The sequence below is a fragment of the Aurantibacter sp. UH7 genome (assembly GCF_056839165.1).
Genome location: NZ_CM166388.1, coordinates 3,835,618 through 3,849,610 on the forward strand (window position 1 = coordinate 3,835,618; position 13,993 = coordinate 3,849,610).

The 13,993-nt window shown below is 39.6% G+C and carries 9 protein-coding genes; 1 reads left to right on the forward strand and 8 read right to left on the reverse strand.

What is annotated here, in order from left to right; genetic code table 11:
- Positions 1-2 precede the first annotated feature (2 nt).
- Positions 3-1,517, reverse strand: a complete 1,515-nt coding sequence (locus UH7x_RS16250) for a peptidase associated/transthyretin-like domain-containing protein (RefSeq protein WP_482360976.1) — start codon at positions 1,515-1,517, stop codon at positions 3-5.
- A gap of 734 nt (positions 1,518-2,251) precedes the next feature.
- On the opposite strand from UH7x_RS16250, the gene UH7x_RS16255 reads away from it, so the two are divergent.
- Positions 2,252-3,985 (forward strand): hypothetical protein, encoded by a 1,734-nt coding sequence (locus UH7x_RS16255; RefSeq protein WP_482360977.1) that lies wholly within the window; start codon positions 2,252-2,254, stop codon positions 3,983-3,985.
- 99 nt (positions 3,986-4,084) lie between these two features.
- Here UH7x_RS16255 and UH7x_RS16260 read toward each other — a convergent pair whose 3' ends face one another.
- The 7 genes from UH7x_RS16260 to UH7x_RS16290 form a co-directional block, all read right to left on the reverse strand.
- Complete coding sequence (locus UH7x_RS16260) at positions 4,085-4,315, reverse strand: hypothetical protein (protein WP_482360978.1); 231 nt, start codon at positions 4,313-4,315, stop codon at positions 4,085-4,087.
- A gap of 105 nt (positions 4,316-4,420) precedes the next feature.
- A complete protein-coding gene (locus tag UH7x_RS16265; protein WP_482360979.1) occupies positions 4,421-5,002 on the reverse strand; it encodes a recombinase family protein in 582 nt (193 codons plus the stop codon).
- Between the two features lie 149 nt (positions 5,003-5,151).
- Positions 5,152-7,119 (reverse strand): heavy metal translocating P-type ATPase, encoded by a 1,968-nt coding sequence (locus UH7x_RS16270; protein WP_482360980.1) that lies wholly within the window; start codon positions 7,117-7,119, stop codon positions 5,152-5,154.
- Positions 7,120-7,160: 41 nt separating this feature from the next.
- Complete coding sequence (locus tag UH7x_RS16275) at positions 7,161-7,577, reverse strand: Fur family transcriptional regulator (protein ID WP_482360981.1); 417 nt, start codon at positions 7,575-7,577, stop codon at positions 7,161-7,163.
- Between the two features lie 14 nt (positions 7,578-7,591).
- A complete protein-coding gene (locus tag UH7x_RS16280; RefSeq protein ID WP_482360982.1) occupies positions 7,592-8,776 on the reverse strand; it encodes an efflux RND transporter periplasmic adaptor subunit in 1,185 nt (394 codons plus the stop codon).
- A gap of 38 nt (positions 8,777-8,814) precedes the next feature.
- The gene (locus UH7x_RS16285) at positions 8,815-13,179 is read right to left on the reverse strand and encodes a CusA/CzcA family heavy metal efflux RND transporter (RefSeq protein ID WP_482360983.1); all 4,365 of its coding nucleotides are present in this window, start codon (positions 13,177-13,179) and stop codon (positions 8,815-8,817) included.
- Between the two features lie 110 nt (positions 13,180-13,289).
- Positions 13,290-13,598, reverse strand: coding sequence for a DUF6660 family protein (locus tag UH7x_RS16290; RefSeq protein WP_482360984.1), 309 nt, complete (start codon positions 13,596-13,598; stop codon positions 13,290-13,292).
- Positions 13,599-13,993 lie beyond the last annotated feature (395 nt).

Below are 13,993 nucleotides of genomic sequence, written 5' to 3' on the forward strand. Positions count from 1 at the left end.
AATCAATTCTTTTTGGAAATAAGAATTTCGATGTGGTCATTTGGTACACCGTATTTTTCTTTAGAGAGGTATCCTTCTTTTTCAACGCGTATTATATAGTCTGGTTTTCTCAATTCTATTGGCATATTTAGTGAAAACTTACCATTTTTATCCGTACTAGTTTCCAAGCCATCAACTTTAATTATTGCGTCGAGAATTAGCTCTTGTAAATTTCGTGAAATTACCTTACCAGATAAGTTTGCCAATCTATCATTTGGCTGTATTGATAACTGTATAGCTGTTTTATTTATCGTTAAACTATCATTGGTTAACTTCCAATAATCATCGATTAATTCAATTTTGATTTTACTATTTTTTAAATCATTCGAAATTTCCGAAAGGATAATTTCATTTTTAAAGGTTACTTCCTTTTCTATGTTCTCTTGAGGAAAATAAAAACGCAGTCGAGCTTCATTCGAAAGTTTAGGATATTCAGGATGTACTTTAATATTTTTGTCAATATTAAGTCCCACATTCATATGATAAGAAGCAGTATTTAGCTTGTAAGTCAAGCCTGTAATAATCAAAGCGGCTATTACAAAGAGCGAAAGAATCCAAACTTTGTTTTTGGCTATCCAGTTTTTCTTCAACTCCTTTCCAAATCCAACTGTGATACCTTTAACCCTTTCTATTTCATTTTTAATATCAGAGGTAGTATCTATAAGTAATTCGGTGTCTTGTTTAATGTTTGATAATCGAGAATTAAGTAGATTTTCAAACTCAGGCGTTACCGTATTTAAAGACTTCTCTTGTATTTTGTCTTTTACTACAACCCACTTTTCATTTTCTCTTATTGTATGTTCTTTATCTACTTGTTGGGTTAAGGCAATGAGTATTTTCTCATTTTGAGAGATCACCCTATCAATACTTGATCCTAAATTTTGATAAATTTCTCTTTGATAGGCTATTAGTGCTGGCCTATTTTTTTCATTTTTTAATAGTTCGCCGAAACAAAGTTGTAAGTTAGAAGTGAAATGTTTCTTGAAAAACTCATTATAGGGATTGTCATTTTTGACAATTGGAAAAGAATCAACTTTTAAATCGAAAGTTTTGAAAATGATTTGCTCATTTTCTGGTTTCTCAATTATTTTATATAAACTACCTCCCGTTTTTGACAATTGAGTATTTAATATTTTGACCTCTTCAATTAGTGATTTTGAAAACTCATTTAACTCTTCAATTTGTAGTTTATCTAACTCTTCTTTTTTATAGAGTATTTGAATATTTAAGATAGCCCATTCTAAAGCTTGAATTATGATTTTTTGTAAATCATGATTTAGGTCGGACGGATCCGTTTGGTTAAGGAGTTTTTTGATTTTATTGAATTCAACTTTGGAGATATAATTGGTAGCTATTCCACCAGCCATTCCACTTAAGGTTCCCAATATTAAATTAGAGCTGCCTTGAGTTGCAATAGCAAGACCTGTTGAAAGTGCGATGCCTGCAAAATTTTTGATAATTTCATTCCTATCCTGCATAGAAGGGTGGTAATATTAGTTGTATGGATTAGCTTGACGGGAACAATTGTGAATGTTTCTTTTATAACAACTAATATAATAAATACTAGTAAATTATGGGCCCTTAGTATACTACAAGTTTATTTTATCGTATCAATTATGAAGTTTCTATTTAACTCTTTACAATTCGCAATTTCTGTATAGATTTTATACTGCTATGGGATTTTTAGTAACTTCCAAGAAAGTTCAAATAAAGATTGATTAACATACGAGCCCAGCCGTTAGCTGTTATTATAAAACAAATGAGATACTTAGTAACATTTCTAATTTTCATTTTCAGTTGTCAATCTGACAAAAAACTGGAATCGGGGGAATTAAGGAAAGGACGGACATAGTATACCACCCATGCCGGATTAAAGTGAACATAGCATTTTTAATTGTAAACTGCTTTATAGCGTAGTATGAAACGATTTTTTAAGGCTCTTAAGAAATAAAAAGATTTTCTTTATCTAACTATTTAAGTATACAAGCGGGTACTATGAGCAAGCCCTTCTAATTAAAGAATTTAAAAAAAAATCGTAGGTTTTGCCCCTTCTAAGTATCAAAAAACTAATACATAGTCTTGCATATAATGGTAAACATAAAGAAGTCTATAATAGCTTTAAAGATGAATTTACAGATTATGGTCCATTGTCTAATTAATTTCTTTCAATATTTGAAAAATTAAATTATATTGTTTTTCAAAAAATTAAGTCATGTTCAAGGATTCTCTAATATTATTTCTTCTTCTTACTTTAATTGGATGTTCTAATGATACTAGCGTTCTTGATTCCCAAACCGAAGTAGAAGAATCAATTTATGAAGAAAATAATAGTGAAGATGCAGATTCTGAAGGTAATGAAGAAAGTAATGGAGACCAACCATCAGATTCAAACAATAAATCTAGGCAAATTGGTGGACTTACTTTAACTGAAAATGCGATAGACGTTACTACCGAAGGATTTGTAATTGATACCATTCAATCAACAGGTGAAATGCGGATTAATATCTCAAGAATCTCCAACAAAGTCTCAAGTTCTTCCAATAAAACAACTGAAAGTCGTAAGTCTATTGAAAATGAAACGAACATTAAAGTAGGTAGTATTCTTATGGATAACGTGCGAGGTTTTTTAGTCGAAGTTGTCGAGATAAAAGATGATATTCTAATTGTTGTAGATGCAAGTTTAGATCAATTCTTCTTTTCTGGCCTAACATCTATTCTTCAAACTAATCCTGATGGATCAGGAATAAAAGAAACCGATACAGATTTGGATTTATCACTTAGTTTTGGCAAAACATTTAGCATAGCAAATGGTGTAACGGCTACTTTTAACGGAGGGATGAATTGGAAACCTGTTTTCAAAACAAAAGTTAACTATGAAGAAAAAGAAATTGAATTTAGTATAAATCCTGAAATAGGTACTATAGGTGAAAAAGAACATAATGGAGATCAGGACATACATCTGTATGGAGAGATGGTATTGAGGGTGAGCGGTAGTGTGGAAGAACAGACCGATTTTAAACTAGGTTCTATTGAAAAAACTTTTCTGATAGGTCCAATTTATACAACTGTACGAGCAACCCTTATATATCGACCAGAAGTTTTTGCAGCATCTGAGGTAACTACAAAGAGATCTTTAGAATTTAATCTTTATCCCGAATATAAGTTTACCTATGATAATAGAGGACTAAGTGTGAATCGAAATGAGGTTACGTTTGGTTGGGGCAAAAAAGGGTTGTACCCAGAATATCATACAGACCTTAATTTTTCCTTAGGACATGGGTTGTATTTGAAAACTGAGGTGCTCTTTTTTAGGTCACTAAGTATTTTTATAGAAGGTGGAGTGTCTCGTTACACAACATACAAATCAAACGGTATAGACTGGCATATTGGCACCCAAATCAAAGGAAGTGCTCGATTGGGTGTAACTCAAAAAGTTTTTAAAAGTATTGGTCAAGAAGGAACATTGTATGAGGAAGATCATCCTTTAAGCCGTGAATACCGAATTCCAGGAAAATTTGTTGGATTCTATGATGGTTTTAATCAATCTTCAGAGACAGGAACGATTGGTTTCATGGCCTTTCCTGACGATCATGTGGAAGGTGATGACTTGGTAAATCCCACATTAGAGAACTTAAGATCTTTGGGGTATGCAGTATCAAATGTCAATATTTATGGAAGAAGTTCTTTGGCTTTTGTCGAAAATAATTGTGAAGAACCAACCAAATTCAACGGAGAAGTTGCAACTTCTGTAAAAACAGATGATAATGGTTACGCTGAATTTTTGATTAGTAGTGGGCTAAGTGCTTCGCATACCTGTCGTCAAGAAAGATTTGATGATATAAGAACATTTGAGCGTACTTATCAGGAGGGTAACCCCGAAATCTTTTATAAAGATGGAGACGGAGAAGAACATTGGTTAAAGAATGTTGCATGGATAAATAATTAAAACGCTTAGTTTTAAATAGCCTATGGGTATGAAAGATATGTAGAAGCTATTTCAGTGAATGCAAAATTAGATGGACCTCTTTTTATATAATTTGACAATTCAATGTAAAAGTTCTACGGCTGTTGGTGGTGCAAAAGCAGATTCTGAAAAGAAAGCTAACACATCCTTAATTCCTTGAAATTCTTTTTTTTGTATATAAAATACAATAGAAAAAGTGAGGCTTAATAATAACAAACCTCTTTGAATAGCCATTTTTGAACTATCGAAAGTGCCTTGATTGTATTTATTCAAGACATATATTGGAAATGAGGGACATAGTACACCACCCATTCCGGATTAAAGTGAGCATTGCAGTTTTTATTGCAAAACACTTAAGAGTCCCAATGACCTAATAGCTGCATGAAACGACATCTTCGGTCTGAGACCCTATTAACACTAGAAGTTACTTATTTTTGAGACTTCCTTTTCTACCCTATAGAAAGTAGTCTTACCTATTTTTGCTCGTTGGCAAGCTGTATCCATTGAAACTCCTTGATTTTCGTAAAGATGCTTGGCATATTGGTACTTTTCAATTGTATCGGGTTTGGAGCCCTTGGGTCTACCCAAAAGCTTGTTCCGTTTTCTGGCATTATTCAATCCTACCTTCGTCCGTTCACTTATTAGATTTCGTTCGAATTCTGCAACGGCCGCAAAAATTTGAAGTAAAAATTTACCGTTAGCGGAAGTGGTATCGAATTCGGGCTCACTCAAGCTCTTGAAATGCACACCGGCCTCATTGAACCTGTCGATAAGTTCTACCATATTTTTCAGTGAACGAAATACCCTATCATTTTTATATGTCAGGACGGTGTCGCCTTTTCGCATATATTTCAACATCTCGTTCAGGCCTTTTCTATCGTCCCGAGTTCCGCTTGCGATATCGGAATAAATTTTATCACATCCTGCATTTTTCAACAAATCGATTTGTGATTCCAATTTTTGTTCTGGGGTTGATACCCTTGCATATCCGACTACCATAATTAGTTCCGTTAAAGGTTACTTTACGAAACTACTAAAAAGAACGACAAATGGAACTAGAAACAGATATCTTTTGATTAGATTTTAATCGTACCGTAAAACGGCCGTTTTTTGGGACTAGATTTTAAATGTCTATTTATCAAAATGGTCTACTGCCACTTCATCCGCTGTAATCTAACCGCATTTAATATTGCAAGTAACGCCACACCCACATCGGCAAACACGGCTTCCCACATTGTAGCCAAACCACCTGCACCCAAAATGAGAACTATGATTTTGACCCCGAATGCCAACCCGATATTCTGCCAGACGATAAGTCTTGTAGAACGTCCTATTTTTATGGCACGTGCAATCTTTGAAGGTTGGTCATTTTGAATAATAACGTCAGCAGTTTCAATAGCCACATCGCTACCCAAACCGCCCATAGCAATCCCAACATCACTTGCAGCCAAAACGGGAGCATCGTTGATACCATCGCCAATAAAGGCAACCTTTGTATCTGGTTGTTCTTTGAGTTTTTCTACTTCATTGAGTTTATCTTCTGGAAGTAATCCACCCTTTGCCCAATCGATACCTAACTCTTTGGCAACTTGTTGGGTAATGGAATCTTTATCGCCCGAAAGCATAATGATTTTGGAAATCCCCGATTCCCTAATCTGTTTTATGGCTAGATGGGCATCTTCTTTTAATTCATCGGCAATGGTCACGTAGCCTGCAAATTTTCCATCAATGGCGACCATTACAATTGATTCTACGATATTATCCGTTTCTGGAGGCACTTCTATTTTGTTCGAGGTCATTAAGGATTTGTTTCCTACCAAAACGTCTTTCCCGTTAACAGTTCCTTTCAATCCCTTTCCAGCAACTTCTGAGACATCGGTCGCTTCAAAATCCGCTCCGTTCGCCTTGTATTGCAATATCGCCTTGGCAATGGGGTGGGTTGACTGTTCTTCCATTGCCATTAGGTATTTCATAAATTCCGTCTCAGCGAAAGCGGAAATATTTGCCACTTCCTTGATTTTAAAAACCCCTTTGGTAACGGTTCCGGTCTTGTCCATCACAACAGTATTTACCTTTGTCATTGCATCGAGAAAGGATGCGCCCTTGAACAGAATACCGTTTCGGGACGCTGCACCAAGACCACCGAAATAACCCAATGGAATAGAGATGACCAATGCACAGGGACATGAAATCACTAAGAATATCAAAGCGCGATAAAGCCAATCCCTAAATTCATAATCATCAACAAAAAAGTAGGGCAAGAATGTCAGACCGATGGCGAGGAAAACGACGATTGGCGTATAAATCCGTGCGAACTTTCTAATAAACAATTCTGTCTTTGATTTATGAGCGGTTGCATTTTGTACCATATCGAGAATACGCGCAATGGAACTATCTTTAAACTCTTTTGTGGTCTCGATTTCGATTACACCATCCAAATTGATACTTCCGGCAAAAACCTTATCATCCTTGGCGATGGTGTCAGGTTTGCTCTCGCCTGTTAGGGCAGCAGTATTGAAAGACCCTTTTTCTGAAAGCAGAATACCATCGAGTGGTACTTTTTCGCCCACACGCACCTGAATCTTTTCGCCTATCTGAACAGTCTCGGGATTGACCGAAATGAAATCGCCATCACGGTTTACCAAGGCTTCATTAGGACGTACATCGAGCAGCGCTTTGATGTTTCCTTTAGCACGGTTGACCGCAGCATTCTGAAAAAGTTCGCCTACGGCATAAAAGAGCATTACCGCAACACCCTCGGGATATTCGCCTATGGCAAATGCGCCCAAGGTTGCAATAGACATCAATAAAAACTCCGTAAAAAAGTCCCCATTTAAGATGCTATTCCAACCTTCCTTAATGACAGGAAAACCTACAGGAATATAGGCTACCGTGTACCATACGATTCGGACCCATCCCTTAAAGAAAGGAAAGGCATCAAAATAATCAATGGCGATACCGGCTATCAACATTACAAAGCTAAAAATCGCTGGTAAATAAGTTTTGAAATTGGATGCTTCTTCTGGACTGCTGTGATTGTGTCCGTCATCGTGACTGTGCTCGCCCTGGTGTTCCTTCGGGTCTAAATCGCGTAAGTTTACTTTCTTCTTTTTCATAAGTGCAATTTCCTAATTTTTTTGATGCAACAGAAGTGCATTTATTGTCCGCTGCATTTGTCACAGATTCCCTTCAAAACCAAATTTGCATCCTCGGCAACGTAACCCTCAGGAAGGTTGATATGTGGAATCTTATGTTCAGTCAGACAGACCGTTTCATTGCAGTTGCTGCAATGGAAATGTAGGTGCAAATCCTGCTCTATATCACAATTACAGCCCGCCTCGCAAAGCGCAAATTTTGAAATTCCCGTGCCATCGTCTATTTGGTGCACAATGCCGTTTTCCTCGAAAGTTTTAAGGGTACGGTACAAAGTGGTGCGTTCCGCTTTTGCAAAGGCGTTCTCAATATCGGTCAGCGCGATTGCGATTTCCTTTTCGGCCATATATTTGTAAATCAGGATGCGCATTGCCGTAGGCCGCACATTCTTGTTCTCTAAAGTTTTTTCTATTTCTGTCATTGCTCGTTTTTATTTTAGTCCTGATGCCCGCCTTCGGACTTGTTCATTACCGCTTTTAAGGTAAACGCACCATTTAAAACAATTGCAGTAGTGTCCTGTATTTCATCGTATTTTTTTATTTGAACATAGTCGTCCGATTTGATGCCCGGCTCAAAGGCGACTTTTTCATAATCGATTTCATTTCCATCTGTTTCGGTTTTGACAAAGAAATAGGAAGTTCCTTTGTCCGAGACTATTGCCGACGTTGGCAGAACCCGTGTCTTTTTGCTATCCTGCATAATCCTTGCTTCTGTGTACAAGCCTGGTATCAACCATTCATTTTCCTTGAAATGGGCGTGTACCCTAATGGTTTTAGAATCCATATCTAGGTTTCTACCTACCAATGAAACCTCGCCTTCGAAAACAGGACTGTCCTCAAATGCCGGAATAGTAAACTGTACTTTTTGTCCTTTCTTGACCTTGGGAATATCCTTTTGGAATAGTTGCAGCTCCAAGTGCATATGTTCCCTGTTGATGACCTGCATTATTTCCTGTCCCGACATCATTTTCTGGCCGTTATGGGCCGATACCGATGTGACCGTACCCCCAAATGGTGCCCTCAAATAAACCCGGTTCTGAATCTGACCTTCCTCTATTGCGCTTGCACTTATCCCGGCATAACTCAATTGCTCTTTTAATGCCGCCAATTCCGACTTTTTAGCCGAGAACTCGGACTGTGCTTGTTGAAGGTTTTTCTTTGCCCCTACATCGGCATCGTTTAAAATCTGTTGGCGTTCCAGTTCCTGCTCCAAGTAATTAAGGCGACCATAAACACTCAAATATTCCTGTTGCATTTTTACATAGGCAGGGTCTTTCAATTCCACCAATACTTGGCCTTTTTTGACCACGTCGCCCTCCAAGAAATTGATTTTGACCACAAATCCATCCAAAAGGGAAGAAATGGAAGCCATATTGTTGGGCGGGAGCTCTATACTTCCGTTGGCCTCGATAGGTACTTTGATTTCCTCCTGAGCAAAGGTGCCATAGGCAAGTCCGGCATCTTCCGCCTGTGATTGCGTTAGGCTAATATGTCCTTCTTCGTGATGTTCTTTTTCAGCATTTTCTGCCATTATCTCAGTTGTATCGTTCTGATTGTCCTTACAGGCGGTCAACGAAAAAAGCGCAAATCCCAAGACAAATATTTTTGATAAATCTTTCATTTGTATATATTTTAAATGCCCATTTCGGGCTCATTTTATTACTTTTTTGCAGTTAAGTACTCGAGTTCGACTACCGACAGATTGTAATTCAGCAGGGCACCGAACCAATTGGTCTTTATATTGGTCGCCTCCGAAAGACTTTGGATGTATTCAATATAATCAATACCGCCTACTCGGAAGGAGAGCGAAGCCCCGCTTAATAGTTCCTCGCTCATTGGTAGTCCAGTTTCCTTATAATAGGCAACTTGTTGCAACCATTGGACATAATTTGCTGTGGCCGTTGCCACGCTTTTGTTTATGGTCAGTCTTTCGCTTCTCAACAGTTCCTCTTGACGCATCTTATCGATTTTCAAGGCTTGTACGTTTGCTTTTTGGGAATTGAAAAGTAATGGAATGCTGATACCTGCCTGAAAACCATAAAATCCACTTGTACCGTCAACGGTCTGTAAGGAATATTGCAGGTTGATATCAGGTAACCATTGCGACTTTTGGACATCGGTTTCTTCCTCGGCCAGTTTTACCAACTCGCTGCGATAGGAAATAAAAGCATTGTCATCGGTCAGGGCTTCTTCATTCTCGGAATTCAAAATAGGACTATGTTGAATCGCTAATGGATAATCCCTATTAGATATTTCCGAAGCTGTCAACTGTTCCAGTTCCAAAACTGCGGAATTGAAAAGAACCATGGATTCCTTCAGTTTCAGTTCGACTTGCTTTCGTTTACTACTGGCATTTAACTGTTCCAATTTAGTTGTCTCGCCTGTCTGATAACGAAGTTTGGCCGCCTTCTCAAAATTGGCATACAGACTGTCCAGTTGATTATAGAACATAACTTTCTGCCATCCGTTGACCCATTTGTAATAGACCGTTGCCACCTGTTTTTCCAGTTCGTTTTGTTGCAATCGATAGCTTTTTTCGGCAATTTTTGTACGCTGTTTCAATAATTGTGAACGTTGTATATAGGTGGTAGGGAAATCGAATTTCTGGCCAATGCCATAACTATTGATACCGCTTCCTAGATTGGATTGGTCGATACCGTTGCCAGGCACCTCTTCCTCTGAATAGAAAAAATTCGTATTCGAAGGATTGAAGGCTGTTCCTTGCAACTTCCTGTTTTTATAGATATTCAAGCTGTCTGCCTTGAGCAATGGATTGTTTTCCATGGCCCGTTCCTGAATTTGGGCCAGGGAAATTCCATTACTATCTTTTGGGGTCTGCGCTTTCACGGAAAACGAGAAAACCAAAAACACCAAGACCGTTGCTATTGCTGGGTTTATTTTCATCCTTTTGGGTTTTTCAAACCAGCTGTATAGAACCGGTAATACGATTAGGGTTAGCAGCGTGGCGGTAAACAGACCGCCAATGACGACCGTTGCCAGAGGTCTTTGTACTTCAGCACCCGAAGAACCGGAAAGAGCCATAGGCAGAAAGCCAACGATATCGGTTACGGCGGTCAGAAAAATAGGCCGTAATCGTGATTTGGTCGCTTTTCTGATTCGGGTCTTTAGGTCGTTTACTCCGTCCGCTTTCAGTTCGTTCAAACTGCTTATCAATACTAGACCGTTGAGCACCGCTACCCCGAATAGGGCAATAAAGCCGACTCCTGCGGAAATACTGAATGGCATCCCCCGCAGCCAAAGCGCGAATACGCCCCCGACTGCAGCAAAGGGAATGGCGGTGTAGATTAATAGCGACTGCTTCAAAGAGCGAAGGCTGATGAACAGGATGACAAAAATGAGCACCAAGGCCAAGGGAACGACCAGAGCAAGGCGTTTTTTCGCCCGTTGCAAGTTTTCGAACTCTCCGCCATAAGTAACCGAGTAGCCCGGTGGCAGGTCGAGTTGTTGTTGTATCGTATTCTGCATTTCCTCGACCAGAGATTGGGTGTCCCTATTGCCCACGTTGACCCCGATAACAATACGACGCCTTGTATCATCACGCGAAATCTGGGCGGGTGCATCCTCAAAACTAATATCGGCCACTTCCTTGAGCGGAATTTTTTGACCGTTCGCAAGTGGTACGTATAGGTTCTGAATGGAGGCAATACCATCACGGGACTTTTCCTGCAGCCGAACCGTTAGGTCGAACCTTCTTTCGCCCTCAAAAACCTTTCCTGTAGTTGCCCCTGCGAAAGCTGTACTGACAATCTGATTGAGTTCGCGAATGGTAAGGCCATACTCTGCCATTCGGCTACGTTGGTAATCGATAACGATTTGTGGTAGGCCCACGACCTGTTCCACAAGAACATCAGCGGCACCTGTAATGCCCCTGATAATTTCAGCAGCTTGGTTTCCTTTTTCCTGTAACAATTCCAAATCCTCGCCGTAAATTTTTACGGCGATGTCCTGTTTCACTCCCGTCATTAGTTCATTGAAACGCATTTCGATAGGCTGTGAAAATTCTACATCTACTCCCGGAATTACGGACAGGGCTTCCTCCATTTGTTCCGCCAATTCTTGTTTGCTTTCGGCCGATACCCATTCGTTCTTATTTTTAAGGCTTACCATAATATCCGCACCTTCTATGGGCATTGGGTCGGTAGGGATTTCTCCCGCCCCTATTTTCGTGACAACGGTTTCGACCTCTGGAAATTCTTCCTGTAGAATAGCTTCCAGTTTGGTCATATTTCTGGTCATTTCCGAAAGGGAAGTACCTGGTGCCATACGGGTTTCCAATGCAAAATCCCCTTCATCCAGTTTTGGGATAAACTCCCCGCCCAATGTCGAGAATATGAAAAGGGCAATCGCCAAAAGAAAAACTGCACCCATGACCACAAGTTTTTTAGCGGTCAATGCCCAATCCAAAACAGGGCGGTACTTACGTTCCAACCATCCCATGAATTTGTCGCCCCATGTTTTTTTATCCAATTTTTTGGAATACAATAGGCTGGCAGCAATCATCGGAACGTAGGTCAGACATAAAATCATCGCCCCAATAATGGCGAATCCGAATACCAACGCCATTGGGCGGAACATCTTCCCTTCGATACCCGTAAGTGTTAGGATAGGGATAAAGACAATCAGAATGATAATCTGACCGAAAATAGCGGCGTTCATCATCTGGGAAGATGATTTAAAAGCTAGCTTGTTTACCTCGGTTTTGCGTTCCTCTTTGGATAGATTTTTGAGCGTGGCAAGCCTTGCCACTATAAGGACGACCATTGCTTCGATAATAATGACCGCTCCATCTACTATAATCCCAAAATCAATAGCCCCCAGACTCATTAGGTTGGCCGAAACGCCGAAGGTGTTCATCATCCCCAAGGCAAACAACATCGAAAGTGGAATTACGGATGCCACGATAAGTCCTGAACGCCACGTTCCCAATAGAAATACCAAGAAGAATATCACGATAAGTCCACCGATTATCAAATTTTCTGAAATGGTAGATGTCGTTTTCTCCACTAGGCGGGTACGGTCGAGAAAGGGTTTAATCGTTATACCTTCCGGCAGGGTCTGCTGGATTTTTGCAACGTTTTCCTTTACTCGGGTAATTACCTCGGCAGAGTTGGCATCCTTCAGCATCATCACAATACCTACAACTGTTTCGCCTTTTCCATCCTTGGTTGCCGCTCCGTATCTTGGTGCTTTACCAACTCCCACTTTCCCGATTTGTCCTACGGTCAGCGGTACTCCGTTCCTGTTGGTAATTACGGTCCGGCGTATGTCGTCAAAATCCTTTGCCAATCCTTTACTGCGTATATAAAAAAGCTCGGAGCCTTTTTCAATATAGCTTCCTCCCGTATTGGCATTATTCTGTTCTAGGGCATTGAACACTTCTGGTAAAGTGAGGTTGTAAGAGTTGAGTACAGAGGGGTCAATGGCAACTTCATACTGCTTGATATAGCCTCCCCAACTACTGATTTCGACTACACCGGGGGTCATACTCAGTTGACGTTTTACAATCCAGTCCTGTATGCTTCGTAACTTGACGGCATCGTACTGGGATTCATAGCCCGATTCAACCTCTAGGGTGTACTGATAGATTTCCCCAAGCCCCGTAGATATGGGTCCGATGGAAGGCGTTCCCAAATCGGAACCGATGTCTTCTTCGGCCTCTTTTAATTTTTCGTTGACGAGTTGCCTCGGAAGATAAGTTCCCATATCTTCCTCAAAGACCACGGTAACAACGGAAAGTCCGAAACGGGATATGGAACGGATTTCTACCACTCCGGGAATATTGGCCATTGCCAGTTCCACAGGATAGGTAATGAACTGCTCGACTTCTTGGGCCGCAAGGTTCTGGGACGTAGTAATGACCTGTACCTGATTATTGGTAATATCGGGTACGGCATCAATGGGTATTTGATTGAGCGAGTAAACTCCCCAGCCCGCAATGAGCAGGGTAAATAGCCCTATTATAAGTTTGTTATTGATTGAAAAATCAATGATTCTATTAATCATAGGTTACAGCGTTAATTCAGTTAAAAAAAATAGGTGTGTTCTTCCGTGAATTCGATAGTTATCGAAACGAAAGCTTCAAAAAAGGATATAGTTATCCTATGTAAACTGAATTATGCTCGTGGGGGTTGTAGAAGAGAGCGTGAAATGTCTTTGCCAAGACTATCGAAATGGGCAAATATTTCTTGGCTAACTGAAGGTTGAAAGGGTTTGAAGTTGGCGAGACCTAAATCCACAATGTGAACATGGCAACAATGGCATTGACAGAAAGGGGAACATAGCTCGCACTCCTGGTCATGTTCGCCATTGAAATCGATAACAGAAACCTCTTGTGTATCATCTGCAACATTTGCAGTATCGCTACAAGGCACTAAATTAAGTGCTAGAAAGTAGATGGATAGTATGAGTGCAATTGTTTTCACTTTGCAAAGATAACCGAATTTTCGTGCAACTGTGTTGCAAAGATTCCATCGGTTTTGTAAAAGGAACGTTTTTCAGCACTACTTCTGTAAATACTTGGGTGTATTTAATCCCACCTTTAATTAAAATTTCAAAAAAATATTTACTCATTTAATTCTCAAATAACATAATATATTACTGAATATCAGTTTTATATGTCATTAAAATAGTTTATCCGCTATGAACTAGTTGCATTTACTTCTGGAATAGTTGCATTTAGTTCTGGAAAGTTGCATCCTCTTTTGTAACTCACAATTTTACCGTTGCTGTCAGCTTATTATTACACCCGTATAGACTATAAAGGCCAAGTTGGGTTGTTTTGCAATTATGTAATTGCAGAGCTTTTTCATGGCCAAAA

Coding starts and splice junctions, on each gene's coding strand:
- UH7x_RS16280 (WP_482360982.1), bottom strand. CDS start 8,776: ATGAAAGATTTATCAAAAATATTTGTCTTGGGATTTGCGCTTTTTTCG.
- UH7x_RS16250 (WP_482360976.1), bottom strand. CDS start 1,517: ATGCAGGATAGGAATGAAATTATCAAAAATTTTGCAGGCATCGCACTT.
- UH7x_RS16265 (WP_482360979.1), bottom strand. CDS start 5,002: ATGGTAGTCGGATATGCAAGGGTATCAACCCCAGAACAAAAATTGGAA.
- UH7x_RS16270 (WP_482360980.1), bottom strand. CDS start 7,119: ATGAAAAAGAAGAAAGTAAACTTACGCGATTTAGACCCGAAGGAACAC.
- UH7x_RS16285 (WP_482360983.1), bottom strand. CDS start 13,179: ATGATTAATAGAATCATTGATTTTTCAATCAATAACAAACTTATAATA.
- UH7x_RS16255 (WP_482360977.1), top strand. CDS start 2,252: ATGTTCAAGGATTCTCTAATATTATTTCTTCTTCTTACTTTAATTGGA.
- UH7x_RS16275 (WP_482360981.1), bottom strand. CDS start 7,577: ATGACAGAAATAGAAAAAACTTTAGAGAACAAGAATGTGCGGCCTACG.
- UH7x_RS16260 (WP_482360978.1), bottom strand. CDS start 4,315: ATGGGTGGTGTACTATGTCCCTCATTTCCAATATATGTCTTGAATAAA.